Origin of the sequence: Bacillus sp. 166amftsu, assembly GCF_900107445.1 — a bacterium.
GTDB lineage: Bacteria > Bacillota > Bacilli > Bacillales > Bacillaceae_G > Bacillus_A > Bacillus_A arachidis.
Map to the genome: position 1 here is coordinate 165502 of NZ_FNQA01000002.1, position 25275 is coordinate 190776.

The window sequence follows — 25275 nt, forward strand, 5'->3', positions numbered from 1 at the left end:
AATTTAAAGAAATATACAAATGGTATTTTTATTAATTTCTATCATGGAGGAGACTATGAAGGAAGAGCTTTATCATACAAGAGTAATGAAAGCGGTTCAATCAGAGCGTTATATTGCTGTTAGGCGAAGAGTTTTTCGTCAATTAATAGAGTCGTTAATTTACGAGGAAATTATTTCTCCCATTCAGATACAAGGGGAAGAAGATATAATGTTTATAATTTCAGGGTTTGATGAAAGTGGGAACAGTGTCATATATAAATGCTGGGGTCAAGAACGAATGACATTTGGTCGTATTCGCTTAACTGAAAAATCAATTGTAAGAATACAAAATGATAGAGAAGAAGAAGTAACATCCATTGCACAATTTTTAAATGAAGTTTTTAAAAGGGTTCAGATAGATGAAGTGAAATTACGTTCCTTTATTCAGGAGTTAGAACAAACAATCTTTAAAGATACAATCGCTCAATATGAAAGACACGAAACAAAAGAGAAACTTGTAGAGAGTACATACGATGAGCTGGAAAATCATTTAATAGATGGACATCCTTATCACCCAAGCTATAAAGCACGCATTGGCTTTCAGTATCTTGATAATTACCAATATGGTTTCGAATTTAAACAATCGATAAAACTTATTTGGATTGCTGTCCATGATAAACATACTCATGTAGGTACTATGTCTAAAGATGATGTCAATCATATTGTGAGAGAAGAAGTAGGAGAGAGCAAACTGATTGAATTTTGTTCTACTGTTCAAAATATAGGATGCAACCCAAATGATTATACGTTCATGCCTGTTCATCCATGGCAATGGGAAAATTATATCATTCCGAATTATGCTGAACATATACACAATAGGCACATTATTTTTATAGAACAATCCCAAGATGAATATTTTGCACAACAATCGATGCGTACTTTACAAAATGCTACCAATTGTATGAAACCTTATGTGAAGCTTTCTATGAACCTATTAAATACATCAACTGTTCGGATATTAAAGCCACATTCAGTTGTTAGTGCCCCTACTATTTCAAAATGGTTAACAGATTTGGTAAGAGGTGACTCATATTTACGAGATGAGGCACGTGTTGTTTTATTACAAGAATTTGCAGGTGTAACGTATGATCCACCAGGTCAATCTACATATGGTTCATTAGGGTGCATTTGGCGTGAAAGTATTCACACACATTTAGAAGAAGTGGAGGAGGCTATTCCGTTTAATGCATTATATGCAAAAGAGCAAGATGGAACACCTTTCATTGAGCCGTGGCTAAAGCAAAATGGAATTGAAAATTGGCTCCGTGAGCTTATTCAAAAAGCAGTTTTGCCAGTTGTGCACTTATTAGTAGAACATGGTATTGCGCTAGAATCACATGGACAAAATATGATTTTGATTCATAAACAAGGTGTGCCAGTTCGGGTTGCGCTAAAGGATTTTCATGAAGGACTTGAGTTTTATCGTCCATATTTAAAAGATCTAGAAAAATGTCCTGATTTTACAAAAGTACATAATATGTATGCGAATGGACAGCTCAATGAATTTTTTGAAATGGATAGTATGAGATGTCTACAAGAAATGGTATTAGATGCGCTCTTTTTATTCAATTTAGGCGAGCTAGCGTTACTATTTGCGGATGAATATGAATTTAATGAAGAGAGATTTTGGATACTTGTTGTAGAAGAATTAGAGAGCCACTTTACAAGTTCTCAGCACTTATATGAACGCTTTGAAGAGTTACAGTTATATACACCTACATTTCGAGCGGAACAATTAACAAAACGCCGTTTATATAAAGATATTGAATCACTTGTACATGAAGTACCGAATCCATTATATAACGCACTGCAACTTATAAAAAGTAAGATTGTTATTATGGAGGAGAATTATGTTAATCGTAAACAAACAAGAATATAGTAAAAATGATTTTGAATTAAGACTACAAATGTATGAAAACATGGAACAGTTTCATGATGCGACTGGAAATAGATTTGCCCTTTGTATAACAGATCCGTTTGATATGATTACGCTTGTCTTCTTTTTAAAGAAAAAAGGAGCATCTGTATTACTTATTCATGGAGAGACACCGAGAGATACAGCTGTTGAAATAGCAAAAGGTGCAGCATGCTTTGGACTTTTATATGGAGATTCCAAGCATTTTATAAAACTGAATAGTGAAGATCAAATAAAAAATGAACCGTCCTTATTGCAATATAGTTCAGGAACAACTGGTGAACCGAAACTAATTCAAAGATCCTGGAAAGAAATTGAAAGAGAGATAGATGCTTACAATGAAGCATTGCAGTGCGAAGGTGACGAAGTACCCATTGTATTGGCTCCTGTTTCTCATTCATATGGTTTAATTTGTGGGACACTTTCTGCAATCATGCGAGGGAGTAAGCCAATTGTTATTACAAATAAAAATCCGAAATTCGCATTAAATATTATTCGTAATACACCAAAACATATCGTATATGCAGTACCGCTTATGCTACATATTATGGGAAGTTTTCCACAAGGTACTTTTCAGTTTCATAAAGTGATGACGTCGGGTTCACCATTGCCAGAATCATTATTTTGTAAACTCAAAGGGGTAACAAAGTATATGATGCAGCAGTACGGATGTTCGGAAGCGGGTTGCATTAGCATCTGTCACAATATGAACACACATTTAGATTTAGGAGAACCACTTCCCCATACGTCTGTGCGTATTAGTAATGACCAAAACCAGCCTGAAGAAATAGTGGTAACAATTGGAGAGAAAGTGATTTATACAAAAGATTTGGGATATAGATCAGAACGTGGGATACATTTTGTTGGGCGTATGGATGATGTAATTAACGTGGCTGGTTTGAAAGTATTCCCAATAGAAGTAGAGGAAACGATGCTTCGTCTAGAGGGAATTCGAGAGGCAATTGTGTATCGCGGAAAACATCCTGTAATGGGTGAGATTGTAAAAGCGAAAGTGATTTCTAGTATTGATCCTGTTCAAATAAGAAAATGGTGTATACAACATTTGCCCTCTTATAAGGTGCCGCATGAAATAGAAAATGTAACGGACATTCCTAAAAATGCAACTGGAAAAGTGAGTCGTAAGCTGTTAGAGATGGGGGAATAACAGAATGAATCGTGAAATGTTAAGGATGGATGTATTGAAAATTATGGTAGAAAAAATGGAGTTGAAAAATGTTACAGATTTAAAAGATACAATGCGTTTAAATCAAGATTTATATATTGATTCTGTCATGATGCTGCAACTTATTGTTTATATCGAAATGGATTTACAATTATGTGTACCAGAGGATGAAGTAGATCCAAAAGCTTTTTCTACTATAGGTTCATTACTAGATTTTATGGAAGAGTTACAACCGTTACAAGTGGATATAAATAACTAATATTTTAGAAAACGGGTGAAAACATGACTTCAATTAAAGTTCATTGTTTAGTGAGTTGTTTTTGTGAAATTATTAAAAGGCGTAGTGATATAGATTTTCGACCTTTTTACTTTGGGTTATGGGATGGGGATTTTGATATAACAGAGGAAGGAGTCATTTCTTATCATTCTGAGAACATTAGCCATAAAGGTTACTTATATTGGTACGAAAAACTATATGGGATCAAAGTAAACGAATGGTATGATCATTCAAAAGAGAAACAAACAAATTTAGAGACTTTTTTAGATTTAGTAGAGAAAAAACCAGAAAATCGATATGTCATTGTAATGGTAGATATGTCATTATTGCCAGAGAGAGAAAATAAATTTCATCAAAAACCATTTCCGCATTACTTAATGATAGCGAAAACAAATCTGGAAGACGAATGGTTTATGTTTGATCCTGATTTTCGTTGGGAAGGTAATATGGCAAAGGATAAAGTCATTCATTCTATTGAAAATAATCCGTTTGGTGGGGGATATTTCATTGATGTACAGACAGTTCAAGAACCCTCTCAGGAAACGGTAGAAAGTTATTTTGTTGAGACATTCAAAAGGGATTGCAATGAATTAACGATGAAAGTAAAAGACTTGGTCATAAGAATGGTAAATGGTGAAGCGGAACTTTCTAAACTAATACCAGCAGTGAAGCAAATCCCTGTATTGGCCATCCGTAAATATAGTTATGAACATGCATTTGCATATTTTCGTGACACATTACAATACTCTGAAACAGAATTTGATTATTGGTGTGACCGCATAGAAGATATCGTGCAAGGTTTTACAAATGTACAGTATAAAGCAATAAAAATGGCAATGACAAACAATAAAGAGATGTTATCATCAATTGTTGAAAAATTAAATGAGATGAATGAAATTGAATTTACGATTAAACAGGAGCTAGAGAGGCAGTTTGTAGCATGGAAAAACATAAGAACAAATCAGTCTGTTATTGTATAAACAATCATTATTGAATTTGAAATAAAGGGGTTTGAATTTATGAAGTATTCGTTATGTACTATTTCGTTCCGCCATCAGCTAATTTCATTTACTGATATAGTTCAATTTGCATATGAGAACGGGTTTGAAGGAATTGAATTATGGGGGATTCATGCACAAAATTTATATGAACAAGAACGTAAAGTGACAGAAGAACAACTAGATTTTTTGAAAAATAAAAATCTGAAAATTACGATGATAAGTGATTATTTAGATATTTCATTGTCAGCAGATTTTGAGAAAACAATGAACAAATCAGAGCAATTAGCATCGCTAGCAAATTGGTGTAATACAAATAAGATTCGTACGTTTGCTGGACAAAAACGAAGCGACAGCTTTACAAAAGAAGAACGTCAGAAATATGTAAAGCGCATTCGCACTATCTGTGATTTATTTGCGCAACACAATATGTACGTGTTATTAGAAACACATCCGAATACATTAACAGATTGCTTAGACTCAACTCTAAATTTATTAGAAGAGGTAAATCATCCATATTTAAAAATTAATCTTGATTTTCTCCATATGTGGGAATCTGGTGCCGATCCAGTAGAAAGCTATCGCCAATTAAAGCCTTGGGTACAGCATTACCATATGAAGAATATATCTGCAGCTGCTCATTTAGATGTCTTTGAGCCTAATAATGTATATGCTTCAGCTGGTAGTCGAAAAGGAATGGTTCCGTTATTTGAAGGTGTTGTGAACTATGAAGAAATTATTAGAGAAATTCAAGATACGGAACATTTTGCTTCACTAGAATGGTTTGGACATGGTGCGAAAGATGTTTTGCGAGAGGAAATCATTCGTTTAAGAAGAAAACAAATGACAGTATTAACTTCATAAAGTACACAATATGTACGACTGTGATAATAACAAAATGTAAATTTTCGTTTTTTCAACAAATGTAATACTAGATTGAATAAAAAAGAAACTCTTTTTTGTAAGGGCGTTGAAGAAGCGATTATTTCGAAAAAAACATGTATTTTCTCCATATATAGAAAATAAAAAGAAGTTCACATTCTATACATAATAGTTAGTGAACTTCTTTTTTTCATTAGATGGACTTTTTCAGGGAGATCCGCTTTGTGAGATTCTTTCTTTATGGATGTAAAGTTTAAAATCATAAGAAAACCATAATTTACCATGTATTTCATTTGAAAATCTATCCATTTTAATATGTAAAGGAGGTGAACGGAAATGGCTAGAAATCGTAGTTCTAATCAGTTAGTATCAAATGGAGCACAAGCAGCTCTTGATCAAATGAAATATGAAATCGCGCAAGAGTTTGGTGTGCAACTTGGTGCTGATACTTCTTCTCGTGCAAATGGTTCTGTTGGTGGTGAAATCACGAAACGTCTTGTAGCTATGGCAGAACAACAGCTTGGTGGCGGATATACTCGTTAATGTAAAGCTGTATAAAAGAAGGGAAGAGTTCTTCCTTTCTTTTTTTGTATCATTTTTCAAAAGTAAAAAGAAGTTTTCCATTTAATAGCATGAATGTGCTGTTAAATGGATTGGAAAAATAGAAGTAATGCTATGTTATACTCCAATTTCTTTTGTTATATAAGTTAAAAAGCAGATGACATATAGTAGCCCTGATGAAATTTATAATCGAATTTTATCAGGGCTACTACATGGAAGAAATAAATGTGAAAGGTTTCGAAATTAACATGTTAAAAAAAGAAAACAGTTGTTTAATTGCACTTGCATCTGTTCCACTTGTTATGACATTAGGAAATTCAATGCTCATTCCAATCCTTCCAACAATCGAAAAGAAATTGCATATTTCTTCTTTTCAAGTATCTATGATTATTACTATATATTCCGTTGTAGCTATATTATTAATTCCTATAGCTGGTTATTTATCAGACCGGTGGGGACGTAAAATGGTCATGGTCCCGAGTTTATTAATTGCAGCTATTGGAGGCGGTATAACGGGGTGGGTATCATGGAAGGTAGAAAATCCGTATGTTTGGATTTTAATTGGAAGAGCGATTCAAGGAATAGGTGCTGCTGGAGCAATGCCAGTTGTAATCCCATGTGTTGGCGATTTATATAAAGATGAAAAACAAGTAAGTACCGGATTAGGTATTATTGAAACGTCAAACACATTTGGCAAAGTCCTTAGTCCGATATTAGGATCAGCTCTTGCAGCAATCGTATGGTTTTTACCATTTTGGTCCATCCCAGTTTTATGTGCTGTTTCTATCGTTTTATTATTATTGTTAGTAAAAGCAAAGAAACAAGCAAATGAGGCCCCGCCTTTTAAAGAATTTATTCAATCAATTGGTTCAACTTTTCGAGAAAAGGGAAGATGGTTAGTCGCGATTTTTGTATTAGGTGCTATCGTTATGCTCATATTATTTGGAATTCTTTTTTATTTGTCTACGACATTGGAAGAGAAGTACAACATTCATGGAATTTGGAAAGGGTGTATACTTGCAATTCCATTGCTAGTATTATCTATAAGCTCATACATGGCTGGAAAGAAAATTGGTGATGACCAACGTGTTATGAAAAAATTTATATATACCGGATTTATACTAGCAGCAGTGTCTGTTATGCTTCCATTATTTTTAAAAGGAATTTACTTATTAATTATTTGTCTCGTTATTATGGGGATTGGCATTGGGATCGCTTTACCGTGTTTAGATGCTCTTATTACTCAAGGAATTGAAAAAGAACAGAGAGGGACGGTTACTTCTTTCTATAGTTCGATGCGTTTTATCGGTGTAGCTGCAGGACCGCCACTCTATTCTTTTTTTATGAAGGGAGCAGATCATGAAGTTTTTTATTTAACAAGTATCTTTGCGATAATTGGAGCAGTGGTTACAATTGTTTGGATTAAACCAGAGAAAGACCAATCTATTCTGAAGCGGCAGCCGAAACCAATTTCTTAATTTGTCCTGTTATTCAATATGCATGCTAGCTATAGATTTATTGTGTTTGCGAGTATGGATGAGAGTCACATATTTACAACATATAATATGTGACTCTCATTATTTACTTGTTAAGTAATAAGTTGTTTCAGCATATAAAGAGCAACTCCCCAAATAATAACCCCTGAAACTTTATTTAGAATTGTAATTGTATTTCCTGATGAATCTATTTTTCCAATCATGCGCCCTGCAAATGCTAAGCCGATAAACCAAAGCCAAGAAACCGTAATTGTTGTGAAAGTAAAAGCCCATTTTTCGCTGCCTACATATTGGATAGAGTTTGTGCCAATCACGCCAATCGTATCTAAGATTGCATGTGGATTTAATAAAGAAACAGAGGCGGCAAAGATAATTTGCTTTTTGATAGTCATTGATTTTGCCTCAATCGTCTCTTTTGTAGACTCACTTTTCCAAACCATCCAACCCATATAAACTAAAAAGAAAAATCCAATTACATAAAGTGTGGTTGTTAGCCACGAAAAGGTAAGAAGCATAAGTGCTACACCTTGTACCGCAATTAATATTAAAATTGTATCGCAGATAGATGCGGTTAGGATAACTGGTGTAGCCCGCAAAATACTTGGCTGACTAGCACCTTGGTTAAAGACAAAGACGTTCTGTACACCTAATGGAATAATGAGTCCAAACGCCAGAATCATTCCGTGCATGATCGCTTCAATCATTTTATTTCCTCCTATATAAATTGCTGAAATATGATAGTGTATATTTTATAAAAGAAAATTGAAATTGTATCCATCCATATGGTTGGATAACAAACCAACCAAAAAAGCGAGGCGACAGCATGGAACGATTTGACTGGAAGCCAAATGGATCTTCTCCAGTTCCCTTATATAAACAAATTGAGGAGTATATAAAAGAGAAAATTATAAATGGAGAATGGACGGTTGGTACAAGATTACCGTCGCAACGAGCTTTCTCCCATGCATTTGAAGTGAATCGAAGTACAATTGTAATGGCTTTAGATGAATTGGCAGCGCAAGGGTTGATTGAAGGAAAAGGTAGAAGGGGAACAATTGTGAAAAATGATGCATGGAGTATATCAACTTTGAAGTCTCACTCTAACTGGAATTCCTATGTAGAAACAGGTATTCATTATCCGAATCTCCCTACCATTCAAGAAATTAATCAAGCTGAATTTTATCCACATATCATTCGATTAGGTACTGGAGAACTTTCACCAGAGCTTTTGCCTGAGAAAAAAACGAAACAAATCATGAAAGAGCTTTCTCATGGGCAAATTCCTTTAGGATACGCGGAGCCAAGAGGGGATTTCAAATTGAGAGAGCAAATAGCAAAGTACCTAAAAAAATTTGATATTCTTACATCTCCAGCATCTATATTAATTGTTTCGGGAGCAATTCAAGCACTGCAGCTTATTTCGATGGGACTTCTATGCAAAGGCTCGTCCATTTTACTTGAAAAACCATCATATTTATATTCTCTCAATGTTTTTCAGTCTGCTGGAATGCGTTTGTTTGGTATTCCAATGGATGAGCATGGGATTCAACCATCACTTATTTCAAAATACAAAAGACAATTCCATGGTTCAATTTTATACACCATTCCGTCTTTTCATAATCCAACAAGTCTTGTTATGAATGAGCAAAGAAGGCAAGAAGTTATGAAAGTATGTAATGAAATTGGATTACCTATAATTGAAGATGCTGTCTATCAAGATTTATGGTTTGATTCATCTCCACCAAAACCATTGAAGGCAAATGATACAAATGGGATTGTATTACATATTGGAAGTATGTCAAAAGTCATTAGTCCTGGTTTAAGGATCGGCTGGATTGTTGGACCAGAACCAGTCATTAAAAGATTGGCAGATATAAAGATGCAAATGGATTACGGTTCGAGTTCGTTATCACAACGAGCTGCTGCAGAATGGTTTGCAAGTGGGTTATATGAAAAACATATACAGCAAATACGAGTTGAGTTGAAAAAACGGAGAGACTTTATGCTCAAAATGCTAGAGAAATATTGTAGAGATATAGCAACTTGGCAAATACCAACTGGTGGATTTTATATTTGGCTACAAATCGAACCAAACATTTCAATACGAGAGTTGTTTGAAAAGGCATTACAAGAAAAAATTCTACTCAATCCTGGAAATGTGTATGATAGAAATGCAAGCCAATATTTACGTCTCTCTTATTCATATGCTTCAATGCATGAAATAGAAAAAGGTGTTAAAACGGTTGCGAGATTGATAAAGAATCTCTCAATATAATGACTATATTTTTTTGGAAGTAAAAAATGATATTATAGATGCTAGTAACTGAAAAAGGGGAAGAAATATGAAACACTATGTTATTTGTCAAGTTATTGATGGAATAAAATATTTAGCTGCCTATGCAGAAACAAGACAAGAAGCAATTGAAAAAGCTGAATTATTAGGGTTAAGAACAGGAGGACGCTACGTTGTTGTTACTGCTGAAGAAGCGGAAGGATTACAGTATCCTTAATTGTTAAGCTCCTAATATAGAGAAAAAGAGTGAATCTAAGATTCGCTCTTTTTTCATATTTGTATAAAATTCACTTCAAATATCGTTTCTTTGTTGCTAAGACAGTATTATAATTATTTCTGTATATTATGATATTTTATTTGAGAGTGGTTATAAGAATGCTGTATGAGCTTATAAGTAATATTTTAACCATAGAAAGTACATTGGTGATAGAGGAGAGTAAAAAATGAATGAAGTAAACATACGGCCTAAAAAAAGGTCTAAGTATCGTATTATGTTAGGAACGTGGTATTACTCTGTAAAAAGAAATATTCAATGGTTAACGGATGGGAAAAAGTATGCTAAAACTTTCCAACAAGAAAAGTTATCTTGTACGGTTATACAGCATCGAACGATACTGCTTCGTAAACTTAAAGATGTAGATATGTGGTATCAAGAGAATAAAATTATTAATTTAAAAATCGCCATTAAACAGTTAAACGGTGTTGTGATTAAGCCGGGAGAAACATTTTCTTATTGGCGTTTAATAGGTAAGACTACAAGGAGAAAAGGGTATGTAGAAGGAATGGTGTTGCATTATGGTACTTTTAAACCAGGAGTTGGAGGTGGGCTTTGTCAACTTTCAAATTTAATATACTGGATGACTCTACATACAACACTAACCGTAACAGAACGATATCGTCATAGCTATGATGTATTTCCGGATTCAAAGCGTACACAGCCGTTTGGAAGTGGTGCGACTTGCTCCTACAACTATCTTGATTTACAAATAAAAAATGAAACAGATCAAGCTTATCAACTTTATCTTTACGTGACAGACGAACACTTAGTGGGGGAATGGAGAACAGCCTATCCTCAGCTTTACCAATATGAAGTATACGAAAAAGAACATGCAATTAAGCCAGCTTATTGGGGTGGCTATATCCGACGTAATGTCATACATCGAAGGGTGTTTAATCAACAAAAACAGTTTGTTGAGGATCAATATGTAACGGAAAATCATGCAATAATGATGTATGAGCCACTTCTGTCTTATAGTAGTGGTAAAAGTGAGGAGTAGTACTTTATGAATAAGCCTAATAAAATGAAACTTTAATTTTACGGATAGTGAATCTTATCTCTAACACATATACTTACGTCGAATTTTGAGTTGGCGGTATAATTGTTCGTAAGTAGTAGGATAAAACATTTAGTTTATTAGGCTTATTTCTTTTTTATGATGTAGTGTTTTTACAATATCCATGTGAAAATGATGAGAAAAGTAAATGAATACAGTAAGAGGTATTATTCTATGGATAATGAAACTAATTTTAAAAAAATTCAATTTCCGTTTCTAAATCGATTAATATATGTTTTGAAATTCCAAGACTGTAAAAAATTTTCGGCAGCATTAAAGCCAGACTGATAGAGCCATTCTTTTTCATCGGTAGTTAATTGGAATTTCGTACTTGTAATTGTTCCAGTTGGAATTGTAATGGTTCGTGCTTTTGATTCTTTATCTAGATGGCGTAAGTCGTGTGCTTGCATCATCGTTTTGAATAAGCCTTTAAACATAGAGAGGGGATCTTTATAAGGAACAGGTTCAGCTTGTATTTCATTTTTTACAAAATGAAAACCAAAAGTTGGCCAACGGGGTAAATTAGGGGAGTCAAAAATCCAAATTGGATAATTGCTAAGAAGACCTCCATCAACCATATAGCAAGGTTGTTTCCATTTTGGTGTTTTCCACTTTACTGGTTCGAAATAGAAAGGAATGGTGCTGCTCATTCTAACTGCTTTTGCAATAGAGAAATCTTGATTTGTAAAGCCATAGTTAGGTAAATCATCAGGGAAAATAACCATCTTTCCATTACTAATATCTGAGGCAATAATTTTTAAGTTTTGTGGATTAGGTAAGTCACTAAAACTATGGATCCCTTTTTTGTGCAAGAGGTCTTCTAACCAGCTTTCTAAATAGTTGTTTGAATAAATGCCTAATTTAGTCCATGCGCTTAATCCCTTTCCTATAAAAGGGACTTTATCAAGTGAACTTTTTTTTATAAATTGATGATAGTTAACGTTATTTATAATTATTTTTAATTCTGTACAAGAATAACCAGCTGCTAGAAGAGCTGCAATAATAGCCCCAGCAGATGTTCCCGCTACACGCTCCCACTCATAGCCATGATTTGCTAATGCACAAATTGCTCCAACATGCGCAATTCCGCGCACGCCGCCACCTTCAAAAACACCATCAATTTTCATAGGAATAGTTCCTTTCAAAGGTTGGATTTGCCGTATAGTAAAAAAGCACGTGATTCACGTGCTTTTTTTACAATAGTTTTTAAAGCTACTTAGCAACCTATGAAACCGCCCCAGCAGCTAGCTCCAATGATGATTAAAAGGATGAATAAAACGATTAGTAAAGCGAAACCGCCGTAACCGCAACCACCGCCACAACTGTAGCCGTAGCCGTAACCACCGCCACAACTATAGCCGTAACCGCCACCATAACCAAAACCCATATGGAATGCCTCCTTATAATAAAAGTTGAAATAAAGAAAAATGAACAATTTGAGGATCTGCTATAAGGAATTATGAAGGATCGTATTTGTAGGAACACTGTATACTATGCTGTATTAAAGTTATTCGCGTACTAGGGATAAGCCCGTTTTTTTTGAATAAATTATTTTGATTTTTCAGGATGAAGGATATGCCGTGTTTATGCTATGATACGGATAAGTACATTTATGTAAGGAGAATATATGAGAAACCAGATTGATTTACTAATTGATAAATATGATTTAACACATATAAAAAGAGAACTACTAGCTACTATATTTCCATGTATAAAAGTTGTTCCGAGACAAGAAGAGTCACTTCCCATTGGCTGTTCAAAAATGGGGGGGCTTCCTGATGTCCCATCTACATTTGAATATCCAACTCACGAAGGAAAGGCATTGGATTTTATTGCACAATTTAATTTAGCTGATTTGCAAGATATGGGCGTGGGTCATGATTTACCTGAAACAGGTATGTTGTATTTCTTCTATGATAGTAATTATCAACATGCTGGTAATGGATGTGTTTTATATCATAACGTTCCGTTAGAACAATTACAGAGGGTAAATGATAAACAATCAAAGTATACACAATGCACATTAACATTTAAATTAACCTATAAACTTCCTGAGCTATTTATTGAGGATGAAGCTGATTCGGATCGTTTTTTACAACTATTAGAGGAATTAATGCCAGATCATTATGATAATCATCAAGTATTTGGTCAACCATTCTCAGTTCAAAGAGAAGTGTTTGAAGAAGCTGGAGAATCTGTTGGTATTCATGATCACGATATGACATTGTTATTCCAAATTGACTCTGATTATACAAATTGTAATATGATGTGGGGAGATTTAGGTATGCTGTATTTTTGTATTGGAAATGAGGATTTAAAGCAACGTCGTTTTGAAAATACATGCTGTGTATTGCAATCTTGTTAGAAAGAAAAGCAGTAGTTAATTCTTATTAAGAACCTACTGCTTTTCTATTTTAGTATATGTATCTATTATAGTATAAACATCCTATAATAGATACATATAGATTATAAGATATGTATAATCGCATATTTTCTTTTTGAAAAAATATTGTATACTTTAAAAATATATGGAGTTTTTTCGTATATTTTTAGAATAGAAGGATGTGGCGAGATGAAAAAAACAAACAAGTATGTAACAGCTGTCGCGCTTTGTTCAACAATCATGATAGGTGGTTTACAAGTGCCTGCTGTATCATATGCAGCTACAAATACAAAAGTGGTAGCTACGCAACCAGACGCAAAAATACTAGGGGATTTCCGAAAAGAATTAAAAAAACATATTGATAATCGCGAAGAGAATATTACAATTACGTATAAAACAAAAGCTAAGAATGCTAGAGAAGTAATGGATACGCTTTATAAAGAGTATACTAAAATAGTAGATGCAGATGAGTATTTAAAATATAATGTAGCAAGTACACAATATTCAATTCGTGGTATACCAGGGAACTATACTTTTACATTAAAAATTTCATATCGTGAATCAAAAGAACAAACACAATACGTGAAGGCGCAAGCAAAATCAATTGTAAGTTCTATTTTGAAGGCGGGCATGGATGAGCATGAAAAAGTGAAAGCAATTCATGATTATGTTGTGAAACATGTTTCTTATGATACTTCTTACAAGGCTTATACAGCATATGAAGCATTGGCAAACCGCTCTGCTGTATGTCAAGGATATACACTATTAACATATCAATTACTAAAAGAAGCAGGGATTCAATCCCATATTGTAACAGGAAAAGGGAATGGACAAGCTCATGCTTGGAATCTAGTGAAGATCGAGAATAAGTGGTATCATCTTGATACTACATTCGATGATCCAGTTCCAGATAAAGCAGGTCGTGTGACATATTCTTATTATAATATGTCTGATGAGCAGTTAGGAAAAGACCATGAATGGGATCGTAATAAATACCCAAAAGCATCAACTAATTATTATAATGAATTAACAAATAAGATAAAGACAGGTAGTCCTAAAGCGGTAGTATACCAAAAAATGCTAAAGGATACGAACTTAATTTATCTATCCGCACAATACGGGGCTGAAAATTACAATGAACTTAAAGCGAAATTGCAGAAGCAATTCACTGCAAAGCCTAAAAAGGTAGAAATGCGTTATAAACAGTCGATGGATGGAACAATGCAAGATATAAAAAAAGTATTAAATGAACTTTCTTGGCCAACAGGGGCGAAAGGAGTTTCATACCAAGTTGCACCGTATAGTGCGATGGCAGGTTATTCATTAGCGACAATCACATTCAAATATTAATGAAAAGGGGCATCTGTAACAGGTGCTCTTTTTGTATTTGTGAGTGATACCTTTCCGTGACGGTTAGAAAGGTATCAGTTATAGTTAGAATAACTACAATGTTAATGTTCATAATACGTTAGATCTATCTTTTGTAGCGTGGGTGGCGATTTTTAAAGGGGTAGCTCTATTGATGAGACATTAATGCTTAAAAAATCTAGAAAAAGAAGCCAATATAAACTGGCTTCTTTTGTCTTTTTATGTCTATTTCCACCAATCATCAAACATCGATGCAGGTACTTGTCTTTTATGTTCACTTACTGTATAACGTTTTTCAATTTTTTCTGCTACATCTGCAGAAACTGTCTTTCCCTCTAAGTAATCATCTAGTTGATCATATGTAATACCTAATTCCGTTTCATCTGCTTGACCTGGTTTTTCATCTAATAAATCTGCTGTGGGCATTTTTAAGTAAAGACGTTCTTCAGCACCTAATTCTTGTAATAAAGCACGGCCTTGGCGCTTTGTTAAGCCTGTAAGTGGTAAAAGATCGGCACCACCATCTCCGAATTTTGTGAAGAATCCTGTTACAGCTTCAGCAGCGTGGTCTGTTCCGATAACAAGTAGACCTTGTTGGCCGCCAATTGCATATTGTGTGACCATGCGAATGCGAGCTTTGACGTTTCCTTTATTAAAATCTGTTAATGAATCACCTAATAAGTCACTATATTGGTTAGAAAATGTATCAACTGTTGAGGCAATATCAAAAGCAACAGATTGGTCAGGTCGAATAAATTGTAGTGCTAACTGTGCATCATCTTCATCTTTTTGTACGTGATATGGAAGGCGTACAGCGAAAAATGTTGCATTGCCTCCTTCATTACGAACTTCTTCAACTGCAAGCTGTGCTAAGCGACCGGCAAGTGTAGAATCTTGTCCGCCGCTAATTCCGAGCACAAATCCTTTTGCACCTGTTGTTTTTAAATAGTCTTTTAAAAAATCAATTCGTTTACGGATTTCTGTTTTTGGATCGATTACAGGTTGAACATGTAATGCTTTCATAATTTGTTCTTGTAATGTCATTATGGTTTCCTCCTATTCATTTAGAACGAGCAATAAGTATATATGTACTGATTCATAAATCTCCATTCATATTATTTCGCAAAATTAACGAATATACAATAGGTTGCAGATATGAATGTAGTTATTATAATGAAACGGATTCGTTTAATCAATTTTTCTGTAACCTTTCAAAAGTGTAAGGTTTTTGTCATTTGAATCGATGGAAGATATTTCCGCGCTTTATTATGATAGCGATATAGTTATTGAAAGGGCGGAGGATACAACATGAACATTAGAGAATTAGCGTTCCGTAATGTAACACGGAATCGACGAACATATTCAGCTTATTTTTTGAGTAGTGCATTTGCAATTATGGCTTTTTTTGTTTATTCGTTTTTTGCTTTTCATCCTTCATTAAGTGCAGGTCAGTTAGGTCAATATGTATTTGTAAGCATGTCTTTTGCACAATTTATTATTTATCTTTTTACGTTTTTTTTCATTCTATATTCAATGGGAATGTTTTTAAAAACAAGAAAGCGTGAATTAGGAATTTTAATGATGTTAGGGATGACGAATTTTCAATTAAGACGTCTTATCTTTTTTGAAAATGTAATGATTGGTATTGCTGCAATCATTACAGGAATTATTTGTGGGATGTTGTTTTCAGGTGTATTAATTTGGATTGCTCCACTTCTATTAAAATTGGATATATCGTTGCCATATTATGTTCCAACAACTGCAATTGGTATAACATGTGCTATGTTTTTCATTCTATTTATCATTATTTCATTCTTTAGTGCAGGGATGATTCAGAAAAACCAAATTATGAAACTGTTTAGAGGTTCAGCGAAAGCAAAGCCAGAACCAAAAGCTTCTATTATTTTTTCAATACTAGCTGTATTATTACTTGGCGTGGGATATATAGGTGCGTTAACTTCGCATGGTGCCATGGTGTTCATTATGTTGATTCCAGTAACGACTGTTGTCATTATGGGCACATACTTACTATATAAGCAGCTCAGTGTATTTATTATTCGAGCATGCAAGAAGAGTAAACGGTTCTACTGGACAAGAACAAATATTATTACACTTTCAGATTTAGCGTATCGGATGAGAGATAATGCACGAATGTTCTTTATTGTAACAATAATTTCGACCGTTGCTTTCTCAGCAATTGGTACATTAGTGGGCTTTGCTTCTATGACAAAGGGGATTATGGAACAACCAATTACATTTCATTACCACTCTCAACAAGGGAATGGAAATGAATCACAGCACTTACAATTTATTGGACAAACATTGAAGAAGCATCATATATCCGCTGAAGAAATAGAGATTGTATCAAAGAAGACAGAAGATAAAGCATTAAGAGATGCGACCTTTGTGAGAGAATCTGATTATAAAAAGTATGCAAAGTTAACGGGGGAGCCAGTTGAGTTATGGAATGAAAATGAAGTACTATTTCTATCGATAGAAATCCCGGGTCCACCGAGAAAAGAGAGAACAACAATTGAATTACCGCATGATAAAAAAACGTTGCAGGTGAAAAAAGTTAACACCTCTTCTCTTGGTAAAGTGCTTACTGGAAATATATATATAGTTTCAGAATCTCAATATGATTTACTACAAGATGGGTTTAAAGAAGTAAAAGATTACATGTATAAAACAAAGGAGACAAAAAATGAAATTGAAGTCGGAAAAGAACTCACAAACCAAATAAAATCTTATCAAGAACATTCAAGGTTTAGTGCTGCAGCATATGATCAAAACCAGGCTTTACAATTTGCTGGACCTATTTTGTTTGTAGGATTTTTTATTGGCATTGTATTCTTTGTTTGTGCAGGTAGTTTTCTATACTTCCGCCTATTCTCTGACTTAGAAGACGATTATCGTTTATTTGATTCCATTCGAAAAGTGGGGTTAACAAGCGGTGAGTTAGCAAAAGTAGTGACAATTCGATTGGCATTATTGTTCTTTGTTCCAATTGGAGTCGCGACATTCCATGGTGCGGTTGCGTTAACGGCGTTAGGGCAAATGTTTGAGTATTCGCTTTTAAAAGAAAATGCCATTGTATTAAGTATCTTTGTGGGGGTTCAAATCGTATACTTCATTGTGATACGATCCCGTTATTTAAAGCAATTGAAAGAAAGATTACGAATGAGCTAACTTATAGTAGCTAAAAAAAACCTCTTAACACATGGTGGTAAGAGATTTTTTTTATGTGAATAACCTTGTTTTTCACATATATTTGTCTTACGCTGGATTTGTTTGCAAGAAAGTAATATACATATATTGTAAAGTTATTAGTTGCTTTATTAACAGAAGATTTTACAAACGTCTTTTTCGTCAGCATATCTGATGAAAGAGATGTTTTTGTATTGAGAAAAATCTTGAAGCAGGAAAATAAGAGTGAGAAAACGAATGTTATCATTAAATGTAAGCGCGTTCAATTTAGGGAGATAATATATTTTTAGGAGGGATCACGATGAACAGTAGTACAGTAAGTAGGCAAAAGGGTATTCAATTAATTCCGTTTACGGTAAATAAAGTAGTGGAGCAAGTGAATGAAATTCCACCAGGTGTACAACTGATTCATGCTCCTGAAGTTTGGGAAAAGAGTGCAAAAGGGAAAGATATTATAGTTGCGGTATTAGATACAGGTTGTGATATAAATCATGTTGATTTAAAAGATCGTATTATTGGTGGAAGAAATTTCACTGAGGATTATGAAGGTGATCCGAAAATTTATCTTGATAATAATGGTCACGGTACGCATGTTGCAGGAACAATTGCAGCAGCAGAAAATGGTGTTGGAGTCCTAGGAGTTGCGCCACTTGCCAAGTTATTAGTGCTAAAAGTATTATCAGGAGATGGCTCGGGAAGCTATCAACAAATTATTGAAGCGATTGATTATGCTGTACGTTGGAGAGGACCGAATCAAGAACGAGTACGGATTATTTCTATGTCACTTGGTGGACCACAAGATGTACCAGAGCTACATGAAGTCATTCAACATGCTGTAAAACAGGACGTACTTGTCGTATGTGCTGCAGGAAATAATGGAGATTGCAGTGATAAAACGGAAGAATTAGATTTTCCGGGTGCATATTCAGAAGTAATTGAGGTAGGGGCTGTTAATTTAGAAAGGAAACTCGCTTGCTTTAGTAATTCAAATCAAGAAATTGATTTAGTTGCACCAGGGGAGAAAATCCTCTCCACTTATCCAGAAGGAAAGTATGCGGTATTAAGTGGGACTTCAATGGCAACACCGCATATTGCAGGAGTATTAGCGCTTCTGATTAAGCAATGCGAAAGAGAATATGGAAGAAAGTTATCAGAGCCAGAAATTTACGCACAGCTTATTAAACGTACTGTACCATTAGGGTATGAGCGAACATCAGAAGGAAATGGATTAATAGATTTGTTAAAAGAATAATTGTTACTAAAAAACATCTCATTTGAATATGAGATGTTTTTTAGTATGGTTCTGTCCCATGTAAGAGTGTATCAAGTAATCCTTGGAATCTAGCGTTTAAATTTTTTGTTCGAATTGAAATCTTGTGTTTAGAAGAAGTGATCGGCATATAGAAAAAGAAGACAGTGAAAAGTAGAGCGTTATTTCATAATTGAATAACTATAAAATGATACTTCCATCAGTGGAAGATTCGCCATTGATGATGATTTGAATGAATCAAGTTTTGACTTTCTATTAGTATAAGATAAAATAATTATGTAAACAAAATGACAAAAAGCACTGTTTTAGTAATATTACTAAAACAGTGCTTTTCGTTTAGATTGAATAGTTGCAGCATTTTCATCTTCTATTCCTGCTTCTTCGATAATTCGTTTTTTTGCTTTATCCAATAGGTGATTGACTGCTTCACCAAAATAGTTAGCTTCGCGCTTTGTGCGGGCTGCTCGTAAACATTTATAGTTTTCTATCAGTTCCTCTTTTTCAGAGTCTGTTAAGAAATCTTCTATTTTTTGTTTTGTCATACGAAACACCCTTTCTTCTGACAGACGACGCAATTCAGAAATATTTATTCCCCATTATAACAGTAAATTTCAAATGAAGTATAGCTTAACGTCGCAATAATTTGTCAATTTCTTGGATTTTTTCATCAGCTTTACCAATCTGTGTGTTTTTTGCTTGTTCACCACCGAGAGCTTGATGAAGTAAAAATGTTTGCCCTGAAATGGCAGTGACAATGGACACTTTAATAATTTCTTTTAAAGTATTCACATCAAATAAGACGAGTCCCAGAAGTGCCGCAAGACTACCAGTTAAAATATCAGTGAAAAACCCGAGGTGAAAAAATGTTTTTAAACGGCGTGGAAGCAATAACTTGCCTTGGTTATTGATAAGATGGGAAACGAAACCAGTAACGCCACCAATGAGAACAGCAGTTAGCCATTGATACATCTCCATCAAATCCACTCCTTTTAGTGAATAAGATTCGTTTTTTGTATTTGTATTCCTTTTTAAATTTTATATCAGCATATTGAGAAAATTTGGTCTGGCTACGTGCTTGTTCATTTTTATTATAACAGAAAATTTAGATATATTTCAGTCTATTATATGATATCACTTTTCATTATTACGAGTTTAGAAAAGGGGGCAAGAAAATGAATATGAATACTCCCCCACTTAACTTCGTTTAAAGTAGGGGTACTCTTTCGGAAAAATCTGTTAGATTATCGAAAAAAGGATGTAGAGGGCTATATGAAAAATATTGGACAATTTGTTAATATGCTTGAGCATGTAAGAGCGGTCACATTGCAAGAAATAAAAGATTAAAAAAAGATGATGATTGGTTAATGTCAGAAGGACGATGGGAAAACGCCGTCGTATATAATCAGTACTATTTGTGATTTCATGTACTAGAAAATGAAATCAGCCATCGTGGGCAAATAAGAACAATAAAAGAAATGTATCTGAAAAATCAGTTAAATAAAGTAGCTTTTCAAAATTCTATCACATATAATGAAATTAACTAAAGTAAGAACGGAGTGATGTGTTATGGCGATGATTATTGATATGAATGTTAAAGCGAATACAAAGGTGGACGGAAAGAGCGGTACTTTGTAAGAATCGCGTATTCCTTCCACTGAGTTCAAAATAGGGAGGATAAAAATTTGAATCAAAATCGTTTAGAATCATTTGGATGGGATTCTTTTTTTGAGGATCAATCTATAGAAAAATATGAAGTAGGTCGTATTTTACTTGAGCATAAGCACATGTATCGTATTATTTGTGATGATGGTGAGTATATAGCTGAGTTATCCGGGAAATTTCGTCATGAAGCATTAGATAAAGGGGATTATCCAGCAGTTGGTGATTGGGTGCATATAAAGAAAATAGAAGAGGAAGGCAAGGCTATTATTCATTATGTTTTCCCAAGAAGAAGCTCCTTTTCTAGGCAAGCAGCTGGCGAGAGAACGGCTGAACAGATTGTGGCAGCAAATGTTGATTATCTTTTCTTAGTCAATGCGCTTAATCATGATTTTAACGTAAGAAGAATCGAACGTTATTTATTATTAGCTTATGAAAGTGGATCAATGCCTATTATTGTTTTGACGAAAAGTGACCTATGTGAAGAAATGGAGCAAAAGATATTGGAAACAGAAGCGGTAGCCATGGGTGTTCCGATCTTTGCGGTTGATAGTTTGCAGCAAACAGGAATTGAATCATTGAAACAATTTGTTGCTTCTGGCAAAACGATTGCCCTTGTCGGTTCATCTGGTGCGGGTAAATCTACTTTGTTAAATGCATTAATGGGAAGTGAAGTTGCAAAAACAGGTGGTATTCGAGAAGAGGATAGTAAGGGAAGACATACTACGACTCATCGTGAGTTGTTCCAATTACCAAGCGGTGGCCTAGTGATTGACACACCAGGAATGCGAGAGCTTCAACTATGGGAGGGAAGCGAGGCAATTCATGCAGCGTTTTCTGATATTGAGAAACTTGCGGAAGGATGTCGTTTCCGTGATTGTGAGCATGAAAATGAACCTGGGTGTGCCGTTCGCAAGGCTATTGATGAAGGTGTTTTAGCAGAAAACCGTTTGCGAAATTATAAAAAATTGCAAAGAGAGATTGCATACGCGATGAGAAAACAAGATCCAGTGCTCGCTCGTGCTGAACGAGGGAAGTGGAGAAAAATAACAAAGCAGAATCGGAAAAAGTAGAATAAATTAAAAAACCAAAAGCAAATAGAGTGCTTTTGGTTTTTTGTCATTTATTCTATAAAAACAGAAAATTATAGTCGGAAAATAAAGGATTTTGTTATATACGTGTATAATTATTGTAAAATAGACTATTTATAAAGGAGAAGAGTATGGGAGTGTACTGGGGAACTAAAAGACATTCTTGGCTTAGCTATGCCTCATTTTGGTTAAGTATTTCATTTTTTCTTATCTTTTTAATTGAGGTGTTTGTATTTAAAACACTTTTAAATAGTTCGAGTGGTGTCGTACAAATTATTAAATATTTTTATTTCATATTTGTACCACTAAATATCTTTATTAGTTTAAGACTATTGTTTAAAAAGAATGAAAAGAAAACATTACCGATTTTTAGTTTTATTGTCTCGTTACTATTCGCAAGTTTTATAGCAGTATTAGCTTTAGCTGCTACAGGAAAAGTATTTTGATGAAAAACAGGAATGATAAAAGTCATTCCTGTTTTTTTTCATAATTTATATAAAAGTGATGAAGTAGAACAGGCAGATGAATACAGCAAGTCAATTGATATATGGTACAATAAAATTGATAGTGATAGAGAAAAAGGGTATATAAAATACTCATTGTTTTTTAGTAGGAGAGGGGTTATCTTATGCTATACGGGGATTTGATGTCATTATTTCAAGTTGCTCCAATGGAAGATAAGAAAAATGGCTGGAAATATATAATCCAAGAAGAAGATGGTCAATATTCAATTGTTAATAGTGTATCAACGGAACATATGAGTGTAGAATTGTTTTTTAATGAATATGACGAGTTGCGAATTACTTTATATAAAGAGGGTCGGCAGATTACAACTATACAACGAATAGCAATCTTAAAAACCGAGTTAGAAGAGGATGAAGAAGCGGTTCAATTTGTTTTAGAGCGTATGCCAAGCAGAATGATTCGGTTACAATTAAAACCATTTCTCGCAGTAGAAATGGGTCTATATTGGGAAGTCTGTGAAGATTGTGAGTAAAAAAGCATCCGTACATAGCGGATGCTTTTTTACTATGTTTTTTCTAACTGTTTATATGCGATAATTGGCAGAAGAATGATGCTAACCCATCCGATGATAGGATATAAGATATGAAGAAGTTCACTGTAACCAATATAGCTAAAACAATAACTAATAAGTAAAATAAAATAAATAATATGGTTGCTCTTCCAGCCAGTAATAGACTGCATTTGTTTTGTCATCCCAAATACGTTTCCAACTAATGTTGTAAATACTTCCCCAAAAATAATAAGGACAAAGAAAAAATGGAAAGTAGCATTAAATCTTCTTACTACTTCAGCCATAGGAATATTATATTGGTAAAATTGATCAATAGATAAAATGGCTAGATGACTACATAATAGAATAAAACACAGCCCAGCTCCTCCTAAAATTCCGCCCCATAGAATCGCTTTTTGATCTTTTACTTCGCTTGCTAGCGGTACCAGAACACTTTGGGCGAGAGAAAGATTTAAGGCGACATATGTAAGGGGACTTGTTACCCATTTCATATTCCAACTCTCTGTCGGAACTGTGTTAAGGATAGGGATCGCACCATGAATAAAAGTTGTAATAGCAAGTCCGATAATAAAAATCATCATAATTGGTACGACAAGTGTATTTACTTCAAATACACCTTGTAAGCCGCGGCTTCCAATGATAATACACGCGATAACTGTAATGAGAATACCGAGTTGTCGTGGTAGACGTAGTTGTTCCTCGAATACAGCACCAGCACCTGATAGCATGACACTTGTTACACCAAAAAGTACGAGTAATAACAAAGTGTTTATCACATTTCCAAATACATCACCAAACAAATATCTGTTAAATTCCTGAGCGGAAAATGCACCGATTTGTGAAGAAAGTAACATCATTTTTGTACCCAGCCAAATGAAAAGAATTCCACTTATGCATATTCCAATTGTTCCGTATAATCCGTTAATCGTAAAAAATTCAACAATTTCTCGTCCGGTTGCAAATCCAGCTCCAACGACAGTCCCAATATAAGTAGCAGCAACTTTTTTAGCTACTTTCCACTGCTGATTATCCATGTAATCCCTCTTTCTACTATGATGAACGTGACCTATTATTATGCATATGTGTGAGCTTGGACAATTAGACATATGAAGTGAAAGAAAGGGTACATAGATTTTTCAACATTAGTAAATGATTAAAGTTGTTGCAACTTTGTGACATATAGGTGGATGATTTGGATGAGTAGGGAATTTATGGTACAATAAGAATGTGTTCTTAAAAGAGAATAATTATAAGATAATAAGAGGAGTGGATTGAATGAGTACAAAAACAAATGTTGTTGAAGTATTAAACAAACAGGTAGCAAACTGGAGTGTGTTATATGTAAAACTTCATAACTATCACTGGTATGTAACAGGCCCACACTTCTTTACATTACATGAAAAATTTGAAGAGTTTTATACAGAAGCAGCAACGTATATTGATGAATTAGCAGAGCGTATTTTAGCGTTAGAAGGAAAACCATTAGCAACAATGAAAGAGTATTTAGAAACATCTACTGTACATGAAGGAACGAGTAAAGAATCGGCTGAAGAAATGGTACAAATATTAGTAAAGGATTTCTCAGCAATCATTCAAGAATTAAAAGAGGGTATGGAAGTAGCGGACGAGGCTGGAGACGAAACATCAGCAGATATGCTATTAGCGATTCATACAACATTAGAACAACATGTTTGGATGTTAAGTGCATTCTTAAAATAAGATATTGAAAACCTATTGAAAATTCTTTCGATGGGTTTTTTTATGATTTTTAAGCTTTCTTTTTATGGTATAATATAGTAAAAAGGAGGCGATACAATGTTTCGCTTTTTCAAAAGTGGAAAAGAGGAGAGGCAAATTACGAAAGATGAATTAGAACAAGCAATGGCTAAATTTCTAGAAAAAAATGCCAATATTGTTTATACAGTATTAGTTAATGAAGATTATACAGTGAATTATGACTTATTAAAACCATATCTACCAGCATTTCCTACAAATACGTTCATTATAACGAAGGAAACACTTGAGGTATTTGAACATACAGAAGAAAATTTAGAACTTGTAAAAGAAATTGATATTGTACAAAAAGCGGTAGACCAATATGTTACCGAAAAAGAAATGTTTCCTATTGTAGAAAACGATGAGGATCGCCTTATATGTGGAATGAAACTAGCACCGTATTTAGATCGTATATTAAAGCGAAAATTATATATTTCAGAGAAACATTATTTAGTCTCAAGTAAACCAGATAAAAGTAAAAAAAATATTGTTTAACAAAAAAACAAC

27 protein-coding genes are annotated in these 25275 nt (G+C 34.1%); 20 read left to right on the top strand and 7 right to left on the bottom strand.

The annotated features are described in order from the left end of the window. The first annotated feature begins 55 nt into the window (after window positions 1-55). From BLV40_RS07490 to BLV40_RS07520, 7 genes are all read left to right on the top strand, one after another. On the top strand, window positions 56-1918 hold the full coding sequence (locus BLV40_RS07490; RefSeq protein WP_090688607.1) for an IucA/IucC family protein: 1863 nt from the start codon (window positions 56-58) through the stop codon (window positions 1916-1918). Next, entirely contained in the window at window positions 1890-3119 is a 1230-nt protein-coding gene (locus BLV40_RS07495; protein ID WP_090688609.1) for an AMP-binding protein, read from the top strand. Before BLV40_RS07490 ends, BLV40_RS07495 begins: the two co-directional genes overlap by 29 nt. Before the next feature lie 4 nt (window positions 3120-3123). Further along, a complete protein-coding gene (gene asbD / locus BLV40_RS07500; protein ID WP_026592281.1) occupies window positions 3124-3396 on the top strand; it encodes a petrobactin biosynthesis protein AsbD in 273 nt (90 codons plus the stop codon). Between the two features lie 23 nt (window positions 3397-3419). Further along, window positions 3420-4394, top strand: a complete 975-nt coding sequence (locus BLV40_RS07505; RefSeq protein WP_090688611.1) for a DUF6005 family protein — start codon at window positions 3420-3422, stop codon at window positions 4392-4394. A 39-nt stretch (window positions 4395-4433) separates the two neighbouring features. Then, the gene (locus BLV40_RS07510) at window positions 4434-5276 is read left to right on the top strand and encodes a sugar phosphate isomerase/epimerase family protein (protein ID WP_090688613.1); all 843 of its coding nucleotides are present in this window, start codon (window positions 4434-4436) and stop codon (window positions 5274-5276) included. A gap of 354 nt (window positions 5277-5630) precedes the next feature. Then, a complete protein-coding gene (locus tag BLV40_RS07515) occupies window positions 5631-5837 on the top strand; it encodes an alpha/beta-type small acid-soluble spore protein (RefSeq protein WP_026592278.1) in 207 nt (68 codons plus the stop codon). Between the two features lie 230 nt (window positions 5838-6067). Then, entirely contained in the window at window positions 6068-7333 is a 1266-nt protein-coding gene (locus BLV40_RS07520; RefSeq protein ID WP_090688615.1) for a bacillibactin exporter BcbE, read from the top strand. Between the two features lie 110 nt (window positions 7334-7443). Here BLV40_RS07520 and BLV40_RS07525 read toward each other — a convergent pair whose 3' ends face one another. Further along, entirely contained in the window at window positions 7444-8055 is a 612-nt protein-coding gene (locus BLV40_RS07525) for a LysE/ArgO family amino acid transporter (RefSeq protein ID WP_090688617.1), read from the bottom strand. Window positions 8056-8174: 119 nt separating this feature from the next. On the opposite strand from BLV40_RS07525, the gene BLV40_RS07530 reads away from it, so the two are divergent. From BLV40_RS07530 to BLV40_RS07540, 3 genes are all read left to right on the top strand, one after another. Then, entirely contained in the window at window positions 8175-9626 is a 1452-nt protein-coding gene (locus BLV40_RS07530; protein WP_090688620.1) for an aminotransferase-like domain-containing protein, read from the top strand. A gap of 67 nt (window positions 9627-9693) precedes the next feature. Next, on the top strand, window positions 9694-9861 hold the full coding sequence (locus BLV40_RS07535) for a DUF3933 family protein (RefSeq protein ID WP_081811034.1): 168 nt from the start codon (window positions 9694-9696) through the stop codon (window positions 9859-9861). Between the two features lie 226 nt (window positions 9862-10087). Then, on the top strand, window positions 10088-10921 hold the full coding sequence (locus tag BLV40_RS07540; RefSeq protein ID WP_090688623.1) for a VanW family protein: 834 nt from the start codon (window positions 10088-10090) through the stop codon (window positions 10919-10921). A 260-nt stretch (window positions 10922-11181) separates the two neighbouring features. Here the strand turns inward: BLV40_RS07540 and BLV40_RS07545 are convergent, their stop codons facing one another. Both BLV40_RS07545 and BLV40_RS07550 read right to left on the bottom strand, forming a co-directional pair. Further along, window positions 11182-12105: a patatin-like phospholipase family protein gene (locus tag BLV40_RS07545; protein WP_090688627.1), complete on the bottom strand. Its 924-nt coding sequence runs from the start codon at window positions 12103-12105 to the stop codon at window positions 11182-11184. A gap of 89 nt (window positions 12106-12194) precedes the next feature. Continuing rightward, on the bottom strand, window positions 12195-12365 hold the full coding sequence (locus BLV40_RS07550; RefSeq protein ID WP_090688631.1) for a YjcZ family sporulation protein: 171 nt from the start codon (window positions 12363-12365) through the stop codon (window positions 12195-12197). 240 nt (window positions 12366-12605) lie between these two features. Between BLV40_RS07550 and BLV40_RS07555 the strand changes: the two genes are divergently transcribed. Then, window positions 12606-13343, top strand: coding sequence for a YwqG family protein (locus tag BLV40_RS07555; protein ID WP_090688634.1), 738 nt, complete (start codon window positions 12606-12608; stop codon window positions 13341-13343). 207 nt (window positions 13344-13550) lie between these two features. Next, window positions 13551-14711 carry a transglutaminase domain-containing protein gene (locus BLV40_RS07560; RefSeq protein WP_090688638.1) on the top strand — a complete coding sequence of 387 codons (1161 nt, stop codon included), beginning with the start codon at window positions 13551-13553 and terminating at the stop codon, window positions 14709-14711. A 243-nt stretch (window positions 14712-14954) separates the two neighbouring features. Here BLV40_RS07560 and nadE read toward each other — a convergent pair whose 3' ends face one another. Next, a complete protein-coding gene (gene nadE / locus BLV40_RS07565; RefSeq protein WP_026592269.1) occupies window positions 14955-15773 on the bottom strand; it encodes an ammonia-dependent NAD(+) synthetase in 819 nt (272 codons plus the stop codon). A 264-nt stretch (window positions 15774-16037) separates the two neighbouring features. On the opposite strand from nadE, the gene BLV40_RS07575 reads away from it, so the two are divergent. Both BLV40_RS07575 and BLV40_RS07580 read left to right on the top strand, forming a co-directional pair. Next, the gene (locus tag BLV40_RS07575) at window positions 16038-17918 is read left to right on the top strand and encodes an FtsX-like permease family protein (protein ID WP_090688642.1); all 1881 of its coding nucleotides are present in this window, start codon (window positions 16038-16040) and stop codon (window positions 17916-17918) included. Window positions 17919-18237: 319 nt separating this feature from the next. Then, window positions 18238-19188, top strand: coding sequence for a S8 family peptidase (locus BLV40_RS07580; RefSeq protein WP_026592267.1), 951 nt, complete (start codon window positions 18238-18240; stop codon window positions 19186-19188). A gap of 335 nt (window positions 19189-19523) precedes the next feature. On the opposite strand, the gene BLV40_RS07585 is transcribed toward BLV40_RS07580, so the two are convergent. Both BLV40_RS07585 and BLV40_RS07590 read right to left on the bottom strand, forming a co-directional pair. Next, window positions 19524-19748, bottom strand: coding sequence for a hypothetical protein (locus BLV40_RS07585; protein ID WP_026592266.1), 225 nt, complete (start codon window positions 19746-19748; stop codon window positions 19524-19526). An 85-nt stretch (window positions 19749-19833) separates the two neighbouring features. Continuing rightward, a complete protein-coding gene (locus tag BLV40_RS07590; protein ID WP_026592265.1) occupies window positions 19834-20181 on the bottom strand; it encodes a DUF4257 domain-containing protein in 348 nt (115 codons plus the stop codon). Window positions 20182-20888: 707 nt separating this feature from the next. Here BLV40_RS07590 and rsgA point away from each other — a divergent pair. The 4 genes from rsgA to BLV40_RS07610 all read left to right on the top strand — a co-directional run bounded on the left by rsgA (window position 20889) and on the right by BLV40_RS07610 (window position 22953). Further along, window positions 20889-21938, top strand: a complete 1050-nt coding sequence (gene rsgA / locus BLV40_RS07600; protein ID WP_090688645.1) for a ribosome small subunit-dependent GTPase A — start codon at window positions 20889-20891, stop codon at window positions 21936-21938. A gap of 149 nt (window positions 21939-22087) precedes the next feature. Then, window positions 22088-22402: a hypothetical protein gene (locus BLV40_RS07605; RefSeq protein WP_026592262.1), complete on the top strand. Its 315-nt coding sequence runs from the start codon at window positions 22088-22090 to the stop codon at window positions 22400-22402. A 12-nt stretch (window positions 22403-22414) separates the two neighbouring features. Then, window positions 22415-22603 carry a hypothetical protein gene (locus tag BLV40_RS28815; RefSeq protein ID WP_211482105.1) on the top strand — a complete coding sequence of 63 codons (189 nt, stop codon included), beginning with the start codon at window positions 22415-22417 and terminating at the stop codon, window positions 22601-22603. Next, window positions 22585-22953, top strand: a complete 369-nt coding sequence (locus BLV40_RS07610; protein ID WP_026592261.1) for a DUF3979 family protein — start codon at window positions 22585-22587, stop codon at window positions 22951-22953. Before BLV40_RS28815 ends, BLV40_RS07610 begins: the two co-directional genes overlap by 19 nt. Window positions 22954-22985: 32 nt before the next feature. Here BLV40_RS07610 and BLV40_RS07615 read toward each other — a convergent pair whose 3' ends face one another. Beyond that, window positions 22986-24026 (bottom strand): YkvI family membrane protein, encoded by a 1041-nt coding sequence (locus BLV40_RS07615; RefSeq protein WP_026592260.1) that lies wholly within the window; start codon window positions 24024-24026, stop codon window positions 22986-22988. Between the two features lie 241 nt (window positions 24027-24267). On the opposite strand from BLV40_RS07615, the gene BLV40_RS07620 reads away from it, so the two are divergent. Both BLV40_RS07620 and BLV40_RS07625 read left to right on the top strand, forming a co-directional pair. Then, window positions 24268-24711, top strand: a complete 444-nt coding sequence (locus BLV40_RS07620) for a Dps family protein (protein ID WP_026592259.1) — start codon at window positions 24268-24270, stop codon at window positions 24709-24711. 96 nt (window positions 24712-24807) lie between these two features. Continuing rightward, the gene (locus BLV40_RS07625; RefSeq protein ID WP_026592258.1) at window positions 24808-25263 is read left to right on the top strand and encodes a DUF3939 domain-containing protein; all 456 of its coding nucleotides are present in this window, start codon (window positions 24808-24810) and stop codon (window positions 25261-25263) included. Window positions 25264-25275: the final 12 nt, after the last annotated feature.